At 64.2% G+C, this 22,358-nt stretch carries 17 protein-coding genes; 4 read left to right on the plus strand and 13 right to left on the minus strand.

Annotated elements, in window-relative coordinates:
* Positions 1–4 precede the first annotated feature (4 nt).
* From ribA to LBW87_RS23210, 10 genes are all read right to left on the minus strand, one after another.
* A complete protein-coding gene (gene ribA, locus LBW87_RS23165; RefSeq protein WP_225203843.1) occupies positions 5–691 on the minus strand; it encodes a GTP cyclohydrolase II in 687 nt (228 codons plus the stop codon).
* A 202-nt stretch (positions 692–893) separates the two neighbouring features.
* Positions 894–1,883 carry a lipoyl synthase gene (gene lipA / locus LBW87_RS23170; RefSeq protein ID WP_225203844.1) on the minus strand — a complete coding sequence of 330 codons (990 nt, stop codon included), beginning with the start codon at positions 1,881–1,883 and terminating at the stop codon, positions 894–896.
* Positions 1,884–1,893: 10 nt separating this feature from the next.
* Positions 1,894–2,577 (minus strand): lipoyl(octanoyl) transferase LipB, encoded by a 684-nt coding sequence (gene lipB / locus LBW87_RS23175; protein ID WP_225203845.1) that lies wholly within the window; start codon positions 2,575–2,577, stop codon positions 1,894–1,896.
* Complete coding sequence (locus tag LBW87_RS23180) at positions 2,574–2,846, minus strand: DUF493 family protein (RefSeq protein WP_225203846.1); 273 nt, start codon at positions 2,844–2,846, stop codon at positions 2,574–2,576. The genes lipB and LBW87_RS23180 overlap by 4 nt, the downstream gene beginning before the upstream one ends.
* A gap of 142 nt (positions 2,847–2,988) precedes the next feature.
* A complete protein-coding gene (locus LBW87_RS23185; protein ID WP_225203847.1) occupies positions 2,989–3,837 on the minus strand; it encodes a D-amino acid aminotransferase in 849 nt (282 codons plus the stop codon).
* Positions 3,838–3,963: 126 nt separating this feature from the next.
* Positions 3,964–5,712 (minus strand): ABC transporter ATP-binding protein/permease, encoded by a 1,749-nt coding sequence (locus tag LBW87_RS23190; protein WP_225203848.1) that lies wholly within the window; start codon positions 5,710–5,712, stop codon positions 3,964–3,966.
* A 58-nt stretch (positions 5,713–5,770) separates the two neighbouring features.
* Positions 5,771–6,523 carry a dethiobiotin synthase gene (gene bioD / locus LBW87_RS23195; protein WP_225203849.1) on the minus strand — a complete coding sequence of 251 codons (753 nt, stop codon included), beginning with the start codon at positions 6,521–6,523 and terminating at the stop codon, positions 5,771–5,773.
* Positions 6,520–7,863, minus strand: coding sequence for an adenosylmethionine--8-amino-7-oxononanoate transaminase (gene bioA, locus LBW87_RS23200; protein ID WP_225203850.1), 1,344 nt, complete (start codon positions 7,861–7,863; stop codon positions 6,520–6,522). Before bioA ends, bioD begins: the two co-directional genes overlap by 4 nt.
* The gene (gene bioF / locus LBW87_RS23205; protein WP_225203851.1) at positions 7,860–9,017 is read right to left on the minus strand and encodes an 8-amino-7-oxononanoate synthase; all 1,158 of its coding nucleotides are present in this window, start codon (positions 9,015–9,017) and stop codon (positions 7,860–7,862) included. Before bioF ends, bioA begins: the two co-directional genes overlap by 4 nt.
* Complete coding sequence (locus LBW87_RS23210) at positions 9,010–10,254, minus strand: cytochrome P450 (RefSeq protein ID WP_225203852.1); 1,245 nt, start codon at positions 10,252–10,254, stop codon at positions 9,010–9,012. The genes bioF and LBW87_RS23210 overlap by 8 nt, the downstream gene beginning before the upstream one ends.
* Before the next feature lie 391 nt (positions 10,255–10,645).
* Between LBW87_RS23210 and LBW87_RS23215 the strand changes: the two genes are divergently transcribed.
* The 3 genes from LBW87_RS23215 to LBW87_RS23225 all read left to right on the plus strand — a co-directional run bounded on the left by LBW87_RS23215 (position 10,646) and on the right by LBW87_RS23225 (position 16,285).
* Entirely contained in the window at positions 10,646–12,343 is a 1,698-nt protein-coding gene (locus LBW87_RS23215) for a methyl-accepting chemotaxis protein (RefSeq protein WP_225203853.1), read from the plus strand.
* A complete protein-coding gene (locus tag LBW87_RS23220; RefSeq protein ID WP_225203854.1) occupies positions 12,336–14,129 on the plus strand; it encodes an EAL domain-containing protein in 1,794 nt (597 codons plus the stop codon). Before LBW87_RS23215 ends, LBW87_RS23220 begins: the two co-directional genes overlap by 8 nt.
* A gap of 320 nt (positions 14,130–14,449) precedes the next feature.
* Positions 14,450–16,285, plus strand: a complete 1,836-nt coding sequence (locus LBW87_RS23225) for an ABC transporter ATP-binding protein (protein ID WP_225203855.1) — start codon at positions 14,450–14,452, stop codon at positions 16,283–16,285.
* Between the two features lie 68 nt (positions 16,286–16,353).
* Here LBW87_RS23225 and bglX read toward each other — a convergent pair whose 3' ends face one another.
* On the minus strand, positions 16,354–18,645 hold the full coding sequence (bglX, locus tag LBW87_RS23230) for a beta-glucosidase BglX (protein WP_265113048.1): 2,292 nt from the start codon (positions 18,643–18,645) through the stop codon (positions 16,354–16,356).
* 316 nt (positions 18,646–18,961) lie between these two features.
* On the opposite strand from bglX, the gene LBW87_RS23235 reads away from it, so the two are divergent.
* On the plus strand, positions 18,962–20,539 hold the full coding sequence (locus LBW87_RS23235) for a glucan biosynthesis protein G (protein WP_225203857.1): 1,578 nt from the start codon (positions 18,962–18,964) through the stop codon (positions 20,537–20,539).
* Between the two features lie 75 nt (positions 20,540–20,614).
* On the opposite strand, the gene LBW87_RS23240 is transcribed toward LBW87_RS23235, so the two are convergent.
* The gene (locus LBW87_RS23240; RefSeq protein ID WP_225203858.1) at positions 20,615–21,520 is read right to left on the minus strand and encodes a ParB/RepB/Spo0J family partition protein; all 906 of its coding nucleotides are present in this window, start codon (positions 21,518–21,520) and stop codon (positions 20,615–20,617) included.
* A gap of 57 nt (positions 21,521–21,577) precedes the next feature.
* Positions 21,578–22,348, minus strand: a complete 771-nt coding sequence (locus LBW87_RS23245) for a ParA family protein (protein WP_225203859.1) — start codon at positions 22,346–22,348, stop codon at positions 21,578–21,580.
* Positions 22,349–22,358 lie beyond the last annotated feature (10 nt).

Genomic DNA, 22,358 nt, shown 5'->3' on the forward strand with positions numbered 1-22,358 from the left:
GTACTTATTCGTTATCGTGCAGGTCGAGCGGTACTTTTTCGGGTTGCTCGGCGGTGCGGCCGAGGCCGGGCAGCAAGTGACCGAGCTTCTTGGCCTTGGTGCCGAGGTAGCCGATATTGAACGGGTTCTGGTTGACGATCAGCGGGATACGCTCGGCGACCGTGATGCCGCTGTCTTCCAGCGCCTTGACCTTGCGCGGGTTGTTGGTCATCAGCCGCAAGCTGGTCACACCGAGATGCGCCAGCATCGGCAGCACGATGGTGTAGCGGCGCATGTCGGCCGGAAAACCCAGTTGCTCGTTGGCCTCGACCGTGTCGGCGCCCTGGTCCTGCAGATGATAGGCGCGCACCTTGTTGAGCAGGCCGATGCCACGGCCTTCCTGGCGCAGGTAGAACAACACGCCCCGCCCTTCCTTGGCGATCTTCCTGAGCGCGGCCTCGAGCTGGGCGCCGCAATCGCAGCGTTGCGAAAACAGCGCGTCGCCGGTCAGGCATTCCGAATGCACACGGCCCAGCACCGGTTGGCCATCGCTGAGATCGCCCAGCGTCAGGGCCAGGTGTTCCTTGCCGGAAACTTCGTCATGAAAGGCATGCAACTCGAAGGTGCCCCATGGCATGGGCAGCTGGCACGAGCTGACGAATTCGAGTTTTTCTTCCGGGGCCTCGGCGCCGGCCTGGATCGGTAACGACATGACAACCTGCTTTCAATACGGATGCGGTGAACCGCGTATCTTACCTCGCGGCTGGTTTTCTTTCAGTCATGCGCATGTGGGGCCGACCATGGCGCTATTCAACTCGGCGTTGCGGAGCGCCCGGGAAAGAAAATTCGCCCGGAAAAACAACGGGCCCCGCAGTGCGGGGCCCGTTGTCGGCAAAGCAAGCTTGTCGATCGGCTCAGACCAGGCCGTGCGCCTGCTGGTCGGCGTGATAGCTGGAACGCACCATGGCGCCCACGGCAGCATGGACGAAGCCCATCTTGTAGGCTTCTTCCTCGTACATCTTGAAGGTGTCGGGGTGCACGTAGCGACGCACCGGCAGGTGGTCGCCGCTGGGCATCAGGTACTGGCCGATGGTCAGCATGTCGACGTTGTTGGCCCGCATGTCGCGCATGACCTGCAACACTTCTTCGTCGGTCTCGCCCAGGCCGACCATGATGCCGGACTTGGTCGGCACCTCTGGATGCAGGTCCTTGAAGCGCTTGAGCAGGCTCAGCGAATACTCATAGTCGGAACCGGGACGCGCTTCCTTGTACAGCCGTGGCGCAGTCTCGAGGTTGTGGTTCATGACGTCCGGCGGCGCCATCTTGAGGATTTCCAGCGCGCGGTCCATGCGGCCGCGGAAGTCGGGCGTGAGGATTTCGATGCGGGTCTCGGGCGACAGTTCGCGCACGCGCTTGATGCAAGCCGCAAAGTGGGCAGCGCCGCCGTCGCGCAGATCGTCGCGGTCGACGCTGGTGATGACCACATACGACAGGCGCAACTGGGCAATGGTCTTGGCCAGGTTTTCGGGTTCGTTCACGTCGAGCGGATCGGGACGACCGTGGCCGACGTCGCAGAACGGGCAGCGACGGGTGCACTTGTCACCCATGATCATGAAGGTCGCGGTGCCCTTGCCGAAGCATTCGCCGATGTTGGGGCAGGACGCTTCTTCGCAGACCGTGACCAGGTTGTTGGCGCGCAGGATGTCCTTGATCTCGTAGAACCGGGTGGTGGGCGACCCGGCCTTGACGCGGATCCAGTCCGGCTTCTTGAGCTTTTCGGCGGCGACGATCTTGATCGGGATCCAGGCAGTCTTGCCGGCTCCCTTCTGTTTGTCGAGCGGATTCACACGCGCCGCGTTGGCGCTACCGGAAGAGTCTGCTGCTGGCGTGGTTTCAGTGGTCATGATGTCATCATTACGGCGCGGCGTCGGCGCCATTTGCCAAGTCGTCGGGCGCGCCCGCGAAGCGGGCAATCAGTTTCTCGGCAAGCAGCGTCTGCACTTCGGCCAGGCCGGCACTGGCGCCCAGGGTCTTCATGTCGACCGTGGCCAGACCGGCATAACCACAGGGATTGATCCATGAAAAAGGGGTCAGATCCATGTCGACGTTGAGCGATACCCCATGGTAGGTGCAGCCATTGCCGCGTATCTTCAACCCCAGTGCGGCTACCTTGGCGCCCTGCCACGGCCCGTCGGTGGCATAAATGCCCGGCGCGCCCTGCTTGCGTTCTCCGGCCAGATTATACGCCGCCAGCGTGTCGATCACCGCCTGCTCGATGTTGTGCACGAATTCGCGCGCAAACAGGCGCGCACCGGGCCGCTGGCGGCGCAGGTCCATCAACAGGTAGATCACCACCTGCCCCGGCCCGTGAAAGGTGACTTCGCCGCCCCGGTCGGTCGGCACCACATCGATGTTGTGCGGCGTCAACACATGGGCGCGATCGGCCCCCAGGCCCAGGGTATAGACGGGGGGATGCTCGACGATCCACAGCTGATCAGGGCTTTGCGCCCCGCGCGCATCGGTATAGGCGCGCATGGCGTCGAAGCTGGCCTGGTAGGGCTCGATGCCGCGCCAGACGATCTCGGGCCGGGTGCTCAAAGCACGAACTTGACGTGCTCGTGGGTCGACAGGGCGCGATACAGGTTGTCAAGCTGCTCGCGGCTGGTGGCGCGGATGGTCAGCGTCAGCGACAGGTACTTGCCCTGGGTGGAGGGGCGCATCTCGACACGGCCGGCGTGAAAGTCGGGGTCGTGCAACACCACCAGCTCGACAATGTTCTGCGCGAACTCATCGTGCATGACGCCGACCACCTTGATCGGGAAGTCGCTGGGATACTCGATGAGGGATTCTTCGGTCGGAATGGGCATGATGGTTCGGGTCGGACGGGTTTCAATCCAACGATATGGTGATGAAAGCGACGCCTTCAAGCGCGGCGACGACGGGGGATTCCGGGATTCTACGCCTTCCCGCGCCCTCCCCGCCAGCCGCCTGGCCTGGCCCACCGTCTGCTTACAGGCGTGCCTTGGCCGCCTGATAGGCCGCATACACCTTGGCAAATACCGGACCCGGACGGCCGGCGCCGACCGTCTTGCCGTCCAGCATGACCACCGGCAGCACTTCCTTGCTGGCCGACGACAGGATCAGCTCGTCGGCGGCAAAGACCTCATCGCGCCCGATGCGGCGCGCCTCGAGTGCAATGCCCTGCTCGGCGCACAGCTCTTCCATCAAGCCGTAGCGGATCCCTTCCAGGATCAGGTTGTCCTTGGGCGGGGCCGAGATCCTGCCGTCCTTGACCACCCACACATTGGAGGAGGATGCCTCCGACAGGAAGCCATCACGGAACTGGATCGCCTCGGTCACTTCGTGCTCGGCGGCGAACTGGGCGGCCAGCACGTTGCCCAGCAACGACGTGGCCTTGATCTGGCAATTGAGCCAGCGACGGTCTTCGAGGGTGACGCAGGCGACGCCCTTTTCAATCGCCGCCGCCGATGGCAACGCCATGGCATTGGTCATGATGAAGACGGTCGGCACGACCTCTTTCGGGAAGGCATGGGCGCGCTTGGCCACGCCGCGGGTGACCTGGATGTAGATCATCTGGTCGTCCAGGTCATTGGCCTGCACCACCTGATCGATCAGCGCCAGCCAGGCCGCTTCGTCATGCGGATTCGGAATGCCGATGGTGTGCAGGCTGCGAAACAGGCGGGCGATATGCTGGGTGCCGCGAAATGGCTTGCGGCGATACATCGGGATCACCTCATAGACGCCGTCGCCGAAGATGAAACCGCGATCAAGCACGGGAATGCGGGCTTCGGACAGCGGTGTCAGGGCGCCGTTGAGATAGACGATGGGGTCGTTCATGGTGAGCTTTCCGGGTTCGATGTCAGAGAAGAGGCTTGGTCGCTGCAGCCAGCGCCATTGCGCTGGCTGCATTGTTGCATAGGCATGCCGGCCAGGTTATGCGAAAACGGCATTCACCTATCGGGATCACAACGGCGACATGCGCACCGCATATCCGCCCTCCTCGACCGGCGCGAAATGCCAGCGCTGGCCATGAAAACGCGCCAGGGTCTCGCGGTGCGCAATGCTGATCACGGTCACCCCCGGCAGCTCGCGCGGCAAGGCGCTGTAGAGCACCTCCTCGGTCTCACCGTCCATCGCGCTGCTGGCCTCATCCAGGAACACCAGTTGCGGCCGATTCAGGAACACCCGCACAAACGCCAGTCGCTGCTGCTCGCCGGGCGACAGCACATTGCTCCACTGCGCCACCTGATCCAGCCGTGCCGCCAGATGCCCCAGGCGGCACAACGACAGATACCGCACAATCGCCTGATCATCGACACTGCCCTCGGCGGCCGGATAAGACAGCGCCGCGCGCAAGCTACCGATGGGCAGGTAGCTGCGTTGCGGCAGGAACATCACTGCCGCCGCAACCGGCAAGCCGATGCCGCCCCGGCCATAGGGCCAGATATCGGCCAGGGCGCGCATCAGGGTCGACTTGCCGGACCCGGACGGCCCGCTGACCAGGATGTGTTCACCCGACTCGACCCGGGCGTCGAAATCGTTGAGCAGCACCGCGCCATCCGGCAATGACAGCTGCAGGCCGTCGATCGTCAGCGCCGAGCCGGCATGCCGCTGGACGACGATCGCACCGGTGTTGGCCTGGGCGCGCTCGACATCGGCGTTGAAGCCGGCCAGCCGGTTGACGCTGGCCTTCCAGCTGGCCAGCGTGGTGAAGGCGTTGATGAACCAGGACAACGCGTCCTGCACCTGGCCGAAGGCATTGCTGATCTGCATCAGCACGCCGAGCGTGATGGCACCCGAGAAATAGCGGGGCGCCGACACCAGCAACGGGAAGATCACCGCGAACTGGCCATAGAAATTGACCGCGACGTTGAGCCGCTTGGTCACCCCCATGATGGACCACCAGTTGCTGCGGATGGCCGCCAGCCGCGCGCCCAGCTGCGCGCGTTCCTGGCCCTCGCCGCGATACAGCGCAACCGCCTCGGCGTGTTCGCGCACGCGGATCAGGCCGAAACGGTAGTTGGCCTCCAGCCGTTCCTGTGTAAAGTTCAAGCCCACCAGTGGCCGGCCGATCCACCACACCACGCCCGAGCCGACGATGGCGTAGGCCACCGCAAACCACACCATGTAGCCGGGAATGGACCACGCGTGGCCGAACGCTGCCAGCGAGACCGGCCCGCTGACCGTCCACAGGATGTGCACGAACGACAGCAACGTCACGCCGCTGGAGATGAACCCGAGCACCAGCGAAAGGGTGTCGGAGGTGAGCGCGTTGAGGTCTTCGGCGATACGCTGGTCGGGGTTGTCGGCCAGGTGCGCGGCGTGGTCCTGCTCGATGCGATAGTAGGCGCGATGGGCCAGCCAGTGATCCATGTAGCGCTCGCTCATCCAGTAGCGCCAGCGCATCTGCAAGCCCTGGCGCAGGTAGACGCTGTAGATGGCGACCGCGATGAAGATGAACGCCAGCCACGAGAACTGCCACAGCAGGGACTTGAACTGCGGGAAATCGTGCGCCTGCAGGACATCGTAGAGATCACGGTTCCACGAATTGAGGCGCACGTTGATGTAGACCATGCCCAGGTTGAGCGCGATGATAGCGGCCAGCAGCCCCAGGGCGCGCCACTTCTGGTCGGATACCCAGAACGGCCGGATCAGGCGCCAGATGGCAGCCCGCCCGGTGGCAGGCGGTGTGGCAGGTTGAGCAGCTTGCATGATTCGATCCCGGCGATTTATCCGGGGTCCAGCTTGCCGCGCCAGACTTAAGCCAACCTTAAGCTGGCCCCTGCGCGGACGGCAAACGCGTGCTGCCTGCCAATTCCGACATTCCCCATAATCCCAATGGGCGCGGATCCAGCAGCCGCGCCGCCTGGGCGGCATCGATGCCCGGCGCCCACGGCAAGACACCCAGCAGCGGCGCATCGATGCGCTGCCTGAGACTGTCGATCATCGCCCCGGCGACAGGCTCATGCGGATCGATGCGGTTGGCGACCCAACCCGCCAGCGGGAGCGATCTGGCCCGGATCGCCTGCTGGGTCAACAGCGCATGATTGATGCACCCCAGCCTTATTCCCACCACCAGGATCATCGGCAAACCCAGCCTGGCGGCGAGACTGTCGCTGTTGCTGGCATCGTCCAGCGGCACCATGAAGCCACCGGCGCCCTCGACCACCACCATCTGCGAGCGGGCGGCAATCGCACGGTAGCAAGCTGCTATGTGGCCGATGTCGATGGTCACGCCCTCTTCGGCCGCAGCGATGTGCGGCGCCGTGGCACGCCTGAAAAGATAAGGGTTCACCAGCGCCGGCGGCAGATCGACATTGGCCACCGCGCGCAGTGCCTGGGCGTCTTCATTGCACCATCGCTGGCCGTCATGAAAGGCGCCGGAAGCCACCGGCTTCATGCCGGCCGTGCGCAATCCGTTCTGCACGAACAGGCTGACCAGCGCCGACGCCACCAGGGTCTTGCCCACGCCGGTGTCGGTGCCGGTGACGAACAGGCCGCGCGCCGATGCAGTCTCGCTCATGCGCCCGCCATCACCGCGTCGAACACCTGATGCACGCGCTGCCCCAGCCATTGCGCCTGTTCGTCATCCAGGATGTAGGGCGGCATCAGGTAAAGCGTGTTGCCGATCGGACGCATCAACAGCTCGCAGCGCGCAGCCTCGCTGGCGAACCGGCGCGAAAAGCTGGCGGCGGCGGCCGGGTCGCCGATGCGCGCGTCGCAGGCCCAGATCATGCCGGTACGCCGGTAATGGACGAGTCGCGGATCCTGCGCCAGCGGCTGCAGCGCGGTCTCCATGGTTTGCGCCCAGCGGCGATTGCGTTCCAGCACCTGCTCGTCCTCGAAGATCGCCAGCGTTTCCAGCGCAGCACGACAGGCCAGCGGATTACCGGTATAGGAGTGCGAATGCAGGAAGCCGCGCTGCGCATCGTCGTCATAGAAGGCCTGGTAGATGTGCTCCTGCGCCATCACCAGCGAGAGCGGCAGGTAGCCGCCGCTGATGCCCTTGGACAGGCACAGCAGGTCGGGCCAGACGCCGGACTGCTCGCAAGCGAAAAAGCTGCCGCTGCGCCCGCACCCGACCGCGATTTCGTCGGCGATCAAATGCGCGCCATAGGTGTCGCACAACGCGCGCACGCCAGCGACATACGTGGCGTCATGCATGGCCATGCCGTTGGCGCATTGCACCAGCGGCTCGACGATGACGGCGGCAATATGGCCGTGGCGGCGCTGCAGCAACTGCTCCAGTTGCGCCAGCGCTGCCGCGGCCACGTCGGCGCCGCTTTCGCCCGGCCGTGCCTGTCGCGCGTCGGGTGAGGCCGCGACATGGGCTGGCCGCAGCAGGGTCTCGTAGGGCGCGCGGAACAATGCGGTGTCGGTCACGCCCAGCGCGCCCAGGGTCTCGCCGTGATAGCCGCCGGCCACGCAGATGAACTCGGTCTTGTCGGCATGACCGGTATTGCGCCAGGCGTGCACGCTCATCTTCAATGCGATCTCCACCGCCGATGCGCCGTCGGAGGCATAGAAGCAGCGTCCCAGCATGTGGCCGGTCAGTGCCGAGAGCTTTTCCGACAGCGCCACCACCGGCTCATGCGTGAAGCCGGCCAGCATCGCATGCTCCAGCCGGCCCAACTGATCGACCAGGGCGCCATTGATGCGCGCATTGGTATGCCCGAACAGGTTGACCCACCATGAACTGATCGCGTCCAGGTAACGCCGGCCGTCGGCGTCGACAAGCCACGCGCCGTTGCCGCTGGCGACGGCAATCGGCGGCACGCTTTCATGGTGACGCATCTGCGTGCAGGGATGCCAGACGTTGCGCAGGCTGCGTGACACCAGTTCTTGCGACCGTGGCGCGCTCATGGCAAGTCCTCGGCCGCCTGCTGCAGCGCGCCGATCAATTGCGCCACATGCTCGGGGGTATGGTGCGCCGACAGGCTGATGCGCAGCCGCGCCGTGCCCTTGGGCACGGTCGGGGGGCAGATCGCCGGCACCCAGATCGCCTGCTCGCGCAAGCGCTGCGCCAGTGCCCGCGCGCCGGCATTGTCGCCGACGATGAGCGGCTGGATCGGGGTCATGGAAGGCAGCAGTTGCCAGGGCAATCCGGCCAGGCCTTGTGCCAGCTGCGCCGCCAGTTGCGTCAACCGTGCGCGCCGCCATTGATCGCGCGCGATGATGGCCAGGCTGGCCGACGTCGCCGCCGCCAGCAGGGGCGGACTGGCGGTCGAGAACATATAGGTGCGGGCGCGTTGCATGATCCACTCGATCAAGCCGCCATCGCCGGCCACGAATGCACCCGCCACGCCGGCGGCCTTGCCCAGCGTGCCGATGCAGATCACATGCGGCGCGCTCACCGCCGCGTGCGCCAGGCTGCCTCGTCCCTGTGGCCCGAGTACCCCGAAACCGTGGGCATCGTCCACCAGCAACCATGCGTCATGACGGCCGCACAGTTCGGCCAGCTCGGCCAGTGGCGCAAGGTCGCCGTCCATGCTGAAGACGGCGTCGGTGACCACCAGCTTGCGCCGTGCCTTGCTGCGGGCCAGCACCTGTTCCAGCCGTTCGATATTGTTGTGCGGAAAAATGCGCAGCTGCGCGCCGCACAGGCGTGCGCCGTCGATCAGCGAGGCATGGCTCAGGCGATCCAGGAACACCGCATCACCTGCACCGACAAGCGCGCCGATGACGCCGATGTTGGCCATGTAGCCGCACGAAAAATAGAGCGCACGCGGCATGCCGGTGAAAGCCGCCAGATCGTGCTCCAGCGTCTCGTGCGCCATGCTGTGACCGGAAATCAGCGCCGAGGCGGCCGCGCCCATCCCGTATTCGTCGGCGGCCCTCACGCCGGCAGCGACGATCTCGGGATGGTTGGCCAGGCCCAGGTAATCATTGCTGCAAAAGGACAGGGTCGTTCTTCCATCCACGTCCAGCAGCGGCCCCTGCGCGCCGGCCACCACGCGGCGGGTGCGCAGCAGGCTGCTAGCGCCGAGCGCGGCGAGGTCTTGCGTGAAGTCATGCATGGGATTGGCTCCTGGTACCGATGGACAGGTGTTGCAACGCGCGGTAGGCCGAGTTGTCCTGCCACACGGGTGCTGCGGCGCCAAGCCTGAGTTCTGGCATGACGCGCATCAGCGCGGTGAATGCGATTTCCGCCTCCAGCTGTGTCAGCGCCGCGCCCAGGCAGACGTGCGGGCCATGACCGAAAGAAAGGTGGTTGCCTTCGGCGCGGCGGATATCGAAGCGACCGGGATCCGAAAACCGCTGCGCATCGTGATTGGCCGCCCCGATATGCAGAATGGCCAGGTCGCCCCGTTTCATGCGCTGGCCGTTCAACTCGATGTCGGCCACCAGTCGCCGTCCGGTGTACTGCACCGGGCTGTCATAGCGCAGCATCTCGCGCACCGCCGCCGGCAGCCCCTGCGGCGAAGCCTTCAGCGCCGCCCATTGCGCGGGATGCCGCAGCAACGCCAGCAAGCCATTGCCGAGCAGGTTGCGGGTAGTCTCGTAACCGGCGAACAACAGCGTGCAGCACTGCGCCAGCGCTTCGATGGCGGTCAGGCGATGCGCCTGCCGTGCATCGACGATGCGCGCCAGCAGGCCATCTGCGGCGATGGCATCAGGCGTGGCCATGACCTGCGCAAAGAAGTCGCACATGTCGGCTAGCGCCTGTTGCGCGGCGCGGGTCTGTCGTACATCTGGCGTGGGGCTACCGATGAAGGCGGCGAGATCGCTCGCCCAGTCGATGAATGCATCGGGGACCAGACCGGCGATGCCGAGCAGGTTGGCGATCACCAGCGCCGGCAAAGGACGCGCGAAGGCCTGCACGAAATCGAATTCGCCGACGCGATCGGTCTCGATGCGCGCGATCAGGCGATCTGCCATCGTGGCGATGAATGGCGTCTGCCGTTGCAGGTCGCCAGGCTTGAAACCGACCTGGACCACCGCCCGCAAGCGTCGATGCGCACGGCCATCGACGAACAACAGCGAACGCGCGAACACACGCTTGAACTGCACCTGTGCGGGGGACATCGCCGCCCTGCCATCCACCGCGGCCAGGCCGCTGTTGATCCAGCGCGCAGCACGACGGACGGAAAAACGCGGGTCGCGCAGTGCCATGGCGACGTCGTCATAGCGGGTCAACAGCCACGCGCCGCCGCAGTAGTCTTCACTCCACACAGGCCCTGCGGCGACATGCATGGCCGCCGCTGCAGGCAGCACGGCCTGCTGCCCGATGGGGCCGATATCGCTGAGGCGCATAGATAAAATCCGAAGCAAGGTTTAAGCAACTCAAGTTTTGCTTCGGCGGATTCTATCGTCGCGCTTTCTCATTCAACAATCTATATTTGCATAGATTATCTACAAATGAGCGGCACGAAAATCGCCTCGATAAGCGTCGTCGATCCACGCCAGCGCTGCTTGCTGATCCCGCGCGACAGGAACATCGTGGTCCCTATCGCGCCGATAAAAACAAACAATCGCCGCCCCCCTATTGAGACCGCGCACCCAGCACCCATCTGCCGTCCACCATACCTCATCAGTGAATAGACACCACGCGATGCGTACCTCGAAGCGACAGCTAATACCTCCGTATAGTTGGCGGCGCGGGGCAGGACGGCAATAATCCGCACACCAACCTCAAGGGGAAGACATGAACAACAACAAGAGCGCCACACTTAGCGTGGCGGCACGCCTGGCATTGAGTTTCGCGCTGGTACTGGCAATGATGCTGGTGCTGACCGTGGTCAGTATCGTCAAGGTCAATGCCATCGAGGGCAGCCTCACCACGGTCAGCGAAGACAACAACGTCAAGCAGCGCTATGCGATCAACTTTCGCGGCAGCGTACACGACCGCGCCATCGCCTTGCGCGACCTGACCCTGGTCGACGACAAGGACGTGGGGGACGTGCTGACCACTATCGCCAAACTGGACAGCGACTACCAGCAGTCGGCCAAGCCGCTCGACGCCATCTTCGCGGGCGAACGCGGTCGCCAGGTGCGCCCCGAGGAACGCGCCGACCTCGACCGGATCAAGGCGGTCGAAGCGCGCGCCATGCCGCTGGCGGCCAACATCATCGCCGCCCGCAATGCCGGCAATGTCGATGCGGCGCGCCAGATGATGCTGACGCAAGCCAAGCCGGCCTTCGCCGAATGGCTGGCGTCGATCAACAAGTTCATCGACCTGCAGGAAAGCATGAGCCAGGCCGAATCGGCCAAGGCGCGCTCTACTGCGCGTGGCTTCCAGGCCTTCATGCTGGTGCTGCTGGGCGCTTCGCTGGTGGCGGGCGCGGTACTGGCGATGCTGATTACCCGTTCGATTCGCAGCGCATTGGGCGCCGAGCCGGATGAAGTCAAGGAGCTGGCGCTGGCGGTGGACCGGGGCGAGCTGTATCACGAAGTGGCGCTGCGTCGCCGCGATGGCGGCAACCACCGCAGCATCATGGCGGCCTTGTCCGAGATGAGCGGTAACCTGCGCGCCACGGTCACCGAAGTGCGCGATGCAGCTACCGACGTGGCCACCATCAGCGCCCAGATCGCCGCCGGCAACAGCGACCTCTCGGCGCGCACCGAAGACCAGGCCGCATCGCTCGAAGAAACCGCCTCGGCCATGGAGCAACTGACCTCGACCGTGAAGCAGAACGACGCCAACGCCAAGCAAGCCAATGAACTGGCGCGCAACGCCTCCGAGATCGCCAAGCAGGGTGGCGCCATCGTCGGTGAGGTGGTGCACACGATGGCCTCCATCAATGATTCGTCGCGCAAGATCGTCGACATCATCAGCGTCATCGATGGCATCGCCTTCCAGACCAATATCCTGGCGCTGAATGCCGCCGTTGAGGCCGCGCGTGCCGGTGAACAGGGCCGAGGCTTCGCCGTGGTCGCCACCGAAGTGCGCAGCCTGGCGCAACGCAGCTCGGCTGCCGCCAAGGAGGTCAAGCAGCTGATCGACAACTCGGTCGAGAATGTCGAGGCCGGCACCCGCTTGGTCGAGAACGCCGGCCGCACCATGGAACAGATCGTCGTCAGCGTGCAGCACGTGACCGACGTCATGGGCGAGATCTCGTCGGCCAGCCACGAACAGAGCCTGGGCATCGAGGAAGTCCACAAGGCGATCGCCCTGATGGACCAGGTGACCCAGCACAACGCCGCGCTGGTGGAGCAGGCCAGTTCGGCGGTGGCCACGCTGCAGGACCAGGCGTTGAACCTGACCCATGCCGTCGGCGTGTTCCAGCTCGAAGCGCCGAGCGCCGCTGCCGCGACCGTGCCCGCCAACAATGTGCTGCCGCTGCGCAGCATCGATGGCGGCCGCATCAATCCGGCCCCGGCGCTGGAGCGCGCATATGGCTGATCCGGATGCACAGGAGCAGCAGGAACTGCAGCGCCTGGCGGCGCTGCATTCATTGCATCTGCTCGACACCGGCGCCTCGGAAGACCTGGATAACATCACGCGTCTGTGCCAGAGCCTGTTCAAGGTGGCGGGCGCGTATGTGTCGCTGATCGACGCCGGCCGTCAATGGGTCAAGTCGCACAGCGGCGCCGAGATGTGCGCGCCTTCGCGCGAGCAGTCCTTCTGTCATTACACGGTTGCCCAGCGCAGCGTGATGGTGGTCGAAGATACGCTGGCCGATGCGCGCTTTCGCGACAATCCGATGGTGACCGGCCCGCAGCACATCCGCTTCTATGCCGGCGCGCCATTGCTGACACCGGACGGCTACGCCGTCGGCGCGCTGTGCCTGACCGATACCAGCGCCCGCACCTTTACCCCCGCCGAACGTCGCCAGTTGCAGCAACTGGCAGCGCTGGCGATGTCGCACATGCTGTTGCGCCGGGCGGTGGGCCGGGTCGACCCGCTGACCGGCATGCCCAACAAGTTCCAGTTGCGCGAAGACCTCGAAGCGCTGTCGCGCATCCCCACTGAAAACGGGGCCGACTCCGAACGCGTACTGGCCTATATCGACATGCCCGACGCCAATACCGGTTTCGAGATCGCCAGCGTGCTGGGCTCGCGCGTCTATGACGACCTGGTGCGCAATGTGGGCGCGCGACTGCAGCAACTGGTGGCGGGACGCGCGGATGTCTACCATGTCACCGATGCACGCTTTGCGCTGCTGTCCTCGCCGCGCCATGCGCACGATTTTGCCGATACCCTGCGGGCTGCCACGCCGGCCCTCGAGCAACCGGTCATCAGCATGTCGTTGCCGCTGAACCTGCCCAGTTACGGTGGCATCGTGACCGTCTCGCCGCAGCGCGAGAGCTTGCTCGACGCCCCCCGCAAAGCGGTCGCCGCGCTGCATGAAGCGTTCACTCGCCAGCGCCGCTGGACGGTCTACGACGCCGATGCCGACCAGCGTCACCAGCGCAGTTTTCGATTGCTCAATGACATCCCGGATGCGATCACCGCCGATGGCGAATTCCAGCTGGCCTACCAGCCCAAGCTGGACCTGCACAGCGATCGTTATCATGGCGCCGAAGCGCTGCTGCGCTGGAGCCACCCCGAACTGGGCGCGATCTCACCGGCAGAATTCATTCCGCTGGTCGAGCGCACGGCATTGATCCGCCCGGTCTCGGATTGGGTCATCGCCGCTGCCTTCAGGCAGATGGCCGCCTGGCGTGGCGATGGCATGCACATGAAGCTGGCGATCAACCTGTCGGCGCCCAACTTCGAAGAGCCCGACATCGTGCAGCGGCTGGAACGCGCTTGCCAGGCAGCCGGCGTTGCCCCGGCCATGGTCGAGATCGAATGCACCGAAGGGCTGTGGATGCAAAGCCCCGCCGTGCTCAAGGTGTTGCACGAGATCCGTGACCTGGGCATGGGCCTGGCGCTGGATGACTTCGGCACCGGCTACAGCAACTTCGCCTATCTGCAGCACGTCCCGGCGTCGGTGGTCAAGATCGACCAGTCGCTGATTCGCCATCTCGACCACAACGCGCGCGACCGGCGCATCGTGCAGTCCCTGATCACCCTGGCCAAGGAGCTGGACTACCGGATCGTCGCCGAAGGCGTGGAAACCGCCCAGACGCTGCAGATGATCCGCGACTGGGGCGTCGATGAAGCACAAGGCTATTACCTGGCCAGGCCCCTGACGCCATCCGCATTCGCCAGCCACGTGCGCGCGCCAAACCCGGCGCACTGAGTTCGCACGTCATCGTTCGGCCACGGCGACAAGTGTTTTCGGGCCCGGCGGTTCACGCAACAGCGTCCGATATGAGATGATGCTTGCTCGCTGCCGGACCACCTCGACATTGGCGCCGGCACTCATGGAAAAACATCGTCGCCTATCGGGAGCTGCCGCGGTCTCAACTGCGTTCTTGCCATCCTTTCGATCCCTCCAGCATCGCTGCTGCGACGCGCGACGATGAACAATTGATCGCCCGCCTGCCCGCCCGTCTGCCCAACGCACACCGATATTGCGGCGACACCGCCAGCAGCAGGCTCGGCATTTGTGGAGATGGCATGTTCGCCTGGTTCGAAAAACTGGTTCACCCCTACCCCGAAGCGCATCCCACGCCGCCACCGCGCGGCTTCATGCGTTTCATCTGGTTCTGTACCCGCGGAGTACGGGGCTACATTGGCGCCATGACGGCCGCTACCGCCATCATCGGCGTATTCGAGGCGCTGCTGTTTGCCATGCTCGGCCGCATCGTCGACTGGCTGTCCAAGGTCGAACCGTCACAGCTGTGGGCCGAGCAAGGCAACACCCTGCTGTGGCTGGGGCTGGTACTGGCGGCCAGTCCGCTGCTGATCGCATTGCAGACGCTGTTCAAGCACCAGACGCTGGCGGGCAACTTCCCGATGCTGCTGCGCTGGAACTTCCACCGCCTGATGCTCAGCCAGAGCATGAGTTTCTACCAGAACGAATTTGCCGGCCGGGTCGCCACCAAGGTCATGCAGACCTCGCTGGCGGTGCGCGACTTCTGCATGATCACCGGCGACATCCTGGTGTTCATCACGATCTATTTCGTGACCCTGATCGGTATCGTCGGCACCTTCGATTTCTACCTGCTGCTGCCCTTCTTCGTCTGGCTGGCGGCCTTTGCGGTGGCCATGCGCTACTTTGTGCCGCGCCTGTCCAAGGTGGCGCGCCACCAGGCCGATGCGCGTTCGCTGATGACCGGTCGCATCACCGATGCCTACACCAATATCGCCACCGTCAAACTGTTCTCGCACGCTGGCCGCGAAGCCAGCTATGCGCGCAGCGCCATGCGTGAATTCCTGTTCACGGTCAATCAGCAGATGCGCCTGGTGTCGGGCTTCGAGGTCGTCAACCACATCCTCAACATGGTGCTCATCATCGGCACCACCGGCATGGCGCTGTACCTCTGGACCGAGGGCAAGGTCGGCATTGGCGCGGTCGCCGCCGCCACGGCGATGGCGCTGCGCCTGAACGGCATCGCCCACTGGGTCATGTGGGAGATGTCGGCCCTGTTCGAACACGTGGGCACGGTGCAGGACGGCATCAACACGCTGGCCCGCGCGCATGACGTGAAGGACGCCGACGATGCACGCCCGTTGCAGGTCACCCAGGGCGAGCTGCGCTTCGAGCAGGTCAGCTTCAGTTATGGCGGCAGCGCACCGCGCCCGGTGGTGGACCAGCTCGACCTGACCATTCGCCCCGGCGAAAAGATCGGCCTGGTGGGCCGCTCGGGCGCCGGCAAGTCGACCATCGTCAACCTGCTGCTGCGCTTCTACGATATCGAAGGCGGACGCATCACCATCGATGGCCAGGATATCGCGCACGTCACGCAGGACAGCCTGCGCGCGCAGATCGGCATGGTCACGCAGGACACCTCGCTGCTGCACCGCTCGGTGCGTGACAACATCCTCTACGGCCGTCCCGATGCCGGCGACGACGACATGATCCACGCCGCCCGCCGCGCCGAGGCGCACGACTTCATCGGCACGCTGAGCGACGCCAAGGAACGTAAAGGCTACGACGCGCATGTCGGTGAACGCGGCGTCAAGCTGTCGGGTGGCCAGCGCCAGCGCATTGCGATTGCGCGCGTGATGCTGAAGGATGCGCCCATCCTGCTGCTGGACGAAGCCACCAGCGCGCTCGACTCCGAAGTGGAAGCGGCGATCCAGACCAGCCTGTACAAGCTGATGGAAGGCAAGACCGTGGTCGCCATCGCGCACCGCCTGTCGACCATCGCCGCAATGGATCGCCTGATCGTGCTGGACCAGGGGCGTATCGTCGAACAGGGAAGCCATAGTGAACTGCTGGCGGCCAACGGGCTTTATGCCCGTTTGTGGTCGCACCAGAGCGGTGGTTTCCTGGGCGAGGAAGACTAAGTTTTTCTGCTCTGACGAAAAAGGCGCACCGAGGTGCGCCTTTTTTCTTTCCTGTTACCTGCGATGCTTCAATCGACCAGCGTAAAGGAAGCGGTCTTCACGTCCTTCGAATCCAGTCCCACCTGCACCTGGAATTCACCCGGCTCGGCCACCTGTTCAAGCTTGGCGTTATAGAACTGCAGGGCCTTGGCGTCGATGGTGAAACTGACGCGTTTTTCTTCGCCCGGCTGCAGGGTCAGCTTGCGAAAATCCTTCAGCTCCTTGACCGGCCGCACCACCGAAGCGGCGACGTCGCGAATGTACAGTTGCACCACCGTAGCGCCGGCACGACGGCCGGTGTTCTTGACCGTGACGCTGGCCTCGAGACGACCATCGGCCTTCATCGTCGGTTGCGACACCGCCACGCCGGACAGGCTGAACTCGGTATAGCTCAGGCCATAGCCGAAGGGATACAGCGGGCCGTTGGGCTCTTCGAAATACTGCGACGTGTAGTTGCCGGGCTTGCCTTCGGTGAAGGGGCGTCCCAGGCGCGAATGATTGTAGTAGCTGGGGATCTGGCCCACCGAGCGCGGGAAGGTGATCGGCAGCTTGCCCGACGGGTTGACGTCGCCCAGCAGGATGTCGGCAATCGCGTGGCCGCCTTCGATGCCGGTGTACCAGGTCTCGAGGACCGCCGAAGCATTCTCGCGGGCCCAGTTCAGATCGAGCGGGCGACCGTTCATCAGCACCAGCACCAATGGCTTGCCGGTGGCCTTGAGTGCCTTGAGCAAGGCCATCTGGTTCTCCGGCAGGGTCAGTTGGGTACGGCTCGACGACTCGTGCGACATGCCACGCGACTCACCCACTGCCGCCACCACCACATCGGCGCGGCGTGCGACGCTGACGGCTTCGGCGATCATCGTCTGCGGTGAGCGCTTGTCCTGCACCACCTCGGGATCGTCCCAGTTCAGGAAGTTGAGGTAGTCGACGATATGCTTGTCTTCGGTGATGTTGGCGCCGCGTGCGTACAGCAACTTGCCGTGCTCGCCCAGTGCTGCCTGCAAACCCTGTCGCACGGTCACGGTCTGCTTGTCGACGCCGCTGCCGGACCAGCTGCCAAGCATGTCGATATGCGAATCGGCCAATGGCCCCACCAGCGCCACCGTGCCCGACTTCTTCAGCGGCAGCGTGGCGTTGCGGTTCTCCAGCAGCACCATCGACTGCTGCGCCACCGTGCGTGCCGCAGCGCGGTGCAGGCGACTCTCGGCATTGACCTCGGCCGGATCGCCATCGGCGCGACCGATGCGCACGTAGGGGTCATGAAACAGGCCCATGTCGTACTTGGCGCCCAGGATCTCGCGCACGGCGCTATCGAGCTCCTGGGGCTTCACGCGGCCACTCTTGAGCAAGCCCGGCAACTGACCCAGGTACACATGGTCGGCCATGCTCATGTCGGTGCCGGCCTTGATCGCCAGTTGCGCCGCTTCGGTCTCGTCATGCGCCACGCCGTGGTTGACCAGCTCGGTGATGGCGCCGTGGTCGCTCACCGTCAATCCCTTGAATCCCCATTGCCGGCGCAACAGGTCCTGCAGCAGCCAGACGTTGGACGTGGCGGGCGTGCCGTTGATCGAATTGAGCGCCACCATCACGGCGCCGGCGCCGGCATCGACTGCTGCCTTGTAGGGCGGCAGGTAATCGTTGAACATGCGCTGCGGGTCCATGTTGACCACGTTGTAGTCGCGTCCGCCCTCGACGGCGCCATACAGCGCAAAGTGCTTCACTGCCGCCATCACGCGGTTGCCGGCAATCGGGGTCTGCTCGCCCTGCAGCGCCCGCACCGACACCTCGGCGATGCGCGACACCAGATAGGGGTCTTCGCCGAAGCCTTCCGAGGTGCGGCCCCAGCGCGGATCGCGACTGATATCGACCATCGGTGCAAAGGTCATGTCGATGCCGTCAGCGGCGGCTTCCTCGGCCGCAGTGCGCATGGCCGTGGCCACCACGTTCAGGTCCCAGGACGATGCCAGGCCGAGACCGATCGGAAAGGTGGTGCGGTGGCCGTGAATGACATCGTAGGCAAAGAACAGCGGGATCTTCAGGCGCGAGCGCATGGCGCCATCCTGCAGCGGACGGTTGTCGGCACGGGTGACCGAATTGAAGGTGCCGCCGACCCGGCCGGCGGCGAGTTCATCGGCCAACTTCTTGGCCGGCATGTCGGGAGCGATACTGACCAGGCGCAACTGGCCGATCTTTTCGTCGACCGTCATCTGCCCCAGCAGGTCGTCGATGAAGGCTGTCTTGTTGCCCAGCAACTCTGGCTTGGCCTGGGCGTGCGCCACGGGCGCGAAGGCAAAAGCGGCGCAGGCCAGCGCGCACAGCATGGCGGCCTGGCGAATGCGGGGAGCGCGCGCAGGCGCGGATATCCTGTTGGATAGGTGGGTTGGCACTCGATTCCTCTCTTTTGCAAAACTTTGGCGGCGTCAACCCCTCTTAGGGGAGCGCGGCCTGAAAATGGCGGGTGCGTCGATGGCGCGATTGATGCTTATGGGATGCTGCTGTTCTATGACGCGCCGTCAGCGACAACGGTTCGCTATATTATTCTGTTTTGTTAGTTGAAGGCGTCCCTGTGTCACGCGCAGGACCGCCAGCCTGATTCCTGGCCGCGCTGTTGCGTACGGCCTTCACGATGGAGATTCGATGATTCTGAATGTATTGCGACGCCTGCCGCTGGGTGGTGCACTGATGTTGTCCGCGACATTGCTGGCCACTACGGCGCAGGGGCAATCCTTTTCGCTGGAACAGGTGACGGCCAAGGCGCAGGCACTGGCCGGCCAGACCTACCAGAAACCGGTAAGCAACCTGCCGCCGGTGTTCTCCAGCATGCAGTTCGCCGACTACATGAAGATCCAGCCGCGGGCCGAAAAGTTCGAGTGGCGCGACCAGAAGACGCCGTTCAAGCTGGCCTTCTACCACCAGGGCATGCAGTTCAATGCGCCGGTGCAGATCCACGAACTGGTGGGTGGGCGCGTGCAGGAGATCGGCTATAGTCCCGACCGCTTCAACTTCGGCGACCTGTCATTCGATCGCGATGTGACATCGCGCCTGGGCTATGCCGGTTTTCGCGTGGTCTATCCGGTCAATAGCGCCGGCAAGGAAGACGAGGTCATGAGCGTGCTGGGCGCCAGCTATTTCCGCGTCATCGGGCGCGGCCAGATATATGGCTTGTCGGGACGTGGGCTGGCGCTCGATACGGCGACCATGACCGGCGAGGAATTTCCTAACTTCACCGAGTTCTGGATCCAGCGTCCGGCCCCGGGCGACAAGCAGCTGACCTTTTATGCGCTGCTCGATTCGCCACGCGCCACCGGCGCCTACAAGTTCGTGCTCACGCCAGGCCAGGACTCGCTGCTGGATGTGCAGGCGCGCGTGTTTCTGCGCGGCGAGGTGGCCCGCCTGGGCATCGCGCCCTTGACCAGCATGTTCCTGTTCGGGCCCAACCAGCAATCGTCGAAGCGTAATTTCCGGCCGGCGATCCATGACTCCAACGGCCTGCAGATCCACACCGGCGCCGGTGAATGGCTGTGGCGCCCGCTCAACGATCCGCAGAACGTCGAAGTCAGTTCTTTCGAGGTGACCAATCCACGCGGCTTCGGCCTCTTGCAGCGCGGCCGCGAGTTCGCCAACTTCGAAGACCTCAAGGATCGCTACGACCTGCGCCCGAGCGCCTGGATCGAACCTCGTGGCGACTGGGGACGCGGTGCGGTCCAGTTGGTCGAGATTCCGACCGCCGACGAGACCAACGACAACATCGTGGCCTACTGGGTGCCGGCGCAGTTGCCTCCGAAGGGCGTGCCGCTGCAGTTCGATTACCGCATGCACTGGACCATGGATGAAGCGTCGTTGCTGGACAAGGAAGTCGGTTGGGTGCGCAAGACTTTCCATACCGATGGCGAACTGACCCAGGCCAACCTGATCCGCCACTTCGATGGCTCCACCGCGCTGCTGGTCGACTTCACCGGCCCGGTATTGCAAAAGCTGGCCGCCGGCGAGACAGTGCGCCCGGTCATCAGCGTGAGCAACAACGGCGAAATCATCGACAGCCAGTTGCAGCCGAACCCGGCCACCGGTGGCTGGCGCCTGGCATTGCGGGTGAAGGTCAAGAATGTGGCGCAGGCGGTCGAACTGCGCGCGGCGCTGGTCAGCGACAAGCGCACCCTGACCGAAACCTGGAGCTACCAGTTGCCACCGCGCTCGGATGTGCAACGCTCGTTCTGATGCGATGGCACTAACGAAAAAGGCGCACTGCGGTGCGCCTTTTTCATGTCCTCTTCGTTGCTGCCGACCACATTGCTACTGCTGCTCAGCCCCGCCGCGCAAACGCGTGATGACGCTATCGAGCGCATCGAGGTCGTTGAAGTCGATGATCAGTTGACCACGGTTCTTGGCGCCGGTCTTGATGTTGACCTGGGTCGCCAGCAGGTCGGACAGCTCTTCTTCCAGACGGGCGATGTCGCGTGATTTCTCGCGCGCGTCACGCGGCTTGACGGCCTGCTCGGCCGAGGAACGGGTCACCAGTTTTTCGGCGTCGCGCACCGACATGCGCTTGGCCACCACCTGGTTGGCCAGCTGGATCTGGGTCGCGGCATCCACCGCCAGCAAGGCGCGGGCATGGCCCATGTCGATGTCACCGGCCATCAGCATGGTCTGCACCGGCTTGGCCAGATTCAACAGGCGCAGCAGGTTCGATACCGCGCTGCGCGAACGACCGACGGCCAGCGCGGCCTGCTCATGGGTGAAGGAGAAATCGGTGATCAGGCGATGAATGCCCTGCGCCTCTTCCAGCGGGTTGAGGTCTTCGCGCTGCATGTTCTCGACCAGCGCCATGGCGGCGGTGGTCTGGTCATCGACATTGCGCACCAGCACCGGCACCTCGGTCAGGCCGGCCAGCTTGGCAGCGCGAAAACGACGTTCGCCGGCAATGATCTCGTAGACATCACGCCCGTTCTTGTTGCCGATGGCGCGAATCAGGATCGGCTGCAGCAGCCCCTGTTCCTTGATCGACGCGGCCAACTCGTTGAGCGCACCTTCGTCCATGCGGCTGCGCGGCTGGTATTTGCCGGCCTGCAGCTCGGTCACTGGCATCACGGTCGGCAAACCAGGCGCGGACGCTTCCTGCGCCTCTTCGGTGATGTCGGAGGAGCCGCCGAGCAGCGCTTCGAGGCCGCGCCCCAGTCCCTTGGATTTTTTGGTTGCCATAGATGTTGCCATTCGATACCTGATAAAAAACTTCGCGCGAACGCGACACAAATAAACTTAGAGCGTCTTGATGCGCTCGACCATCTCGGCGCCGAACGCGATGTAGGCCTGCGCACCCTTCGAGGAAGGATCAAAGGTCACCCCCGGCATGCCGTAGGACGGTGCTTCGGCCAGCCTCACGTTGCGCGGGATGACGGTCTTGAAGACCTTGTCGCCGAAGTGCTGTTCGAGCTGGTCGGAGACCTGCTGCGAGAGCGTCATGCGAGGATCGAACATGACCCGCAACAAACCGATCACCTTGAGTTCGGGGTTGAGCTTGGCATGTACCTTCTTGATGGTATTGACCAGGTCCGACAGCCCTTCAAGCGCGTAGTACTCGCACTGCATCGGAATGATCACGCCATGCGCCGAACAAAGGCCATTGAGGGTCAGCATCGACAGCGCCGGCGGGCAATCGATGAGGATGAAATCGTAGTCGTCGGCGACGCTGGCGAAGGCGATCTTCAGGCGCGCTTCGCGCTGTTCCAGCGAGACCATCTCGACTTCGGCGCCCGCCAGTTCGCGGTTGGCCGGCAGCACGTCGAAACCACCCGATTCGGACCGGCGACGCACGGTGGCGATATCGGACATGCCCAGCAACACTTCGTAGATCGTGGCATCGAGCTCGGACTTGTTGATGCCCGCGCCCATGGTGGCGTTGCCCTGCGGATCAAGATCGGCCAGCAATACCCGCTGGTTCAACTGGGCCAGGCCGGCCGCGAGGTTGACGGCGGTGGTCGTCTTGCCGACTCCGCCTTTCTGGTTTGCGACGCAAAAGATTTTAGCCATATTGTTTTGA

This window comes from Herbaspirillum sp. alder98, from assembly GCF_020179755.1.
GTDB lineage: Bacteria > Pseudomonadota > Gammaproteobacteria > Burkholderiales > Burkholderiaceae_D > Herbaspirillum.

Bases quoted from the DNA above. Each gene is read 5' to 3' on its own strand.
- ribA (WP_225203843.1), bottom strand. From the start codon at position 691: ATGTCGTTACCGATCCAGGCCGGCGCCGAGGCCCCGGAAGAAAAACTC.
- lipA (WP_225203844.1), bottom strand. From the start codon at position 1,883: ATGACCACTGAAACCACGCCAGCAGCAGACTCTTCCGGTAGCGCCAAC.
- LBW87_RS23180 (WP_225203846.1), bottom strand. From the start codon at position 2,846: ATGCCCATTCCGACCGAAGAATCCCTCATCGAGTATCCCAGCGACTTC.
- LBW87_RS23185 (WP_225203847.1), bottom strand. From the start codon at position 3,837: ATGAACGACCCCATCGTCTATCTCAACGGCGCCCTGACACCGCTGTCC.
- LBW87_RS23190 (WP_225203848.1), bottom strand. From the start codon at position 5,712: ATGCAAGCTGCTCAACCTGCCACACCGCCTGCCACCGGGCGGGCTGCC.
- bioD (WP_225203849.1), bottom strand. From the start codon at position 6,523: ATGAGCGAGACTGCATCGGCGCGCGGCCTGTTCGTCACCGGCACCGAC.
- bioA (WP_225203850.1), bottom strand. From the start codon at position 7,863: ATGAGCGCGCCACGGTCGCAAGAACTGGTGTCACGCAGCCTGCGCAAC.
- bioF (WP_225203851.1), bottom strand. From the start codon at position 9,017: ATGCATGACTTCACGCAAGACCTCGCCGCGCTCGGCGCTAGCAGCCTG.
- LBW87_RS23210 (WP_225203852.1), bottom strand. From the start codon at position 10,254: ATGCGCCTCAGCGATATCGGCCCCATCGGGCAGCAGGCCGTGCTGCCT.
- LBW87_RS23215 (WP_225203853.1), top strand. From the start codon at position 10,646: ATGAACAACAACAAGAGCGCCACACTTAGCGTGGCGGCACGCCTGGCA.
- LBW87_RS23220 (WP_225203854.1), top strand. From the start codon at position 12,336: ATGGCTGATCCGGATGCACAGGAGCAGCAGGAACTGCAGCGCCTGGCG.
- LBW87_RS23225 (WP_225203855.1), top strand. From the start codon at position 14,450: ATGTTCGCCTGGTTCGAAAAACTGGTTCACCCCTACCCCGAAGCGCAT.
- bglX (WP_265113048.1), bottom strand. From the start codon at position 18,645: ATGCTGTGCGCGCTGGCCTGCGCCGCTTTTGCCTTCGCGCCCGTGGCG.
- LBW87_RS23235 (WP_225203857.1), top strand. From the start codon at position 18,962: ATGATTCTGAATGTATTGCGACGCCTGCCGCTGGGTGGTGCACTGATG.
- LBW87_RS23240 (WP_225203858.1), bottom strand. From the start codon at position 21,520: ATGGCAACCAAAAAATCCAAGGGACTGGGGCGCGGCCTCGAAGCGCTG.
- LBW87_RS23245 (WP_225203859.1), bottom strand. From the start codon at position 22,348: ATGGCTAAAATCTTTTGCGTCGCAAACCAGAAAGGCGGAGTCGGCAAG.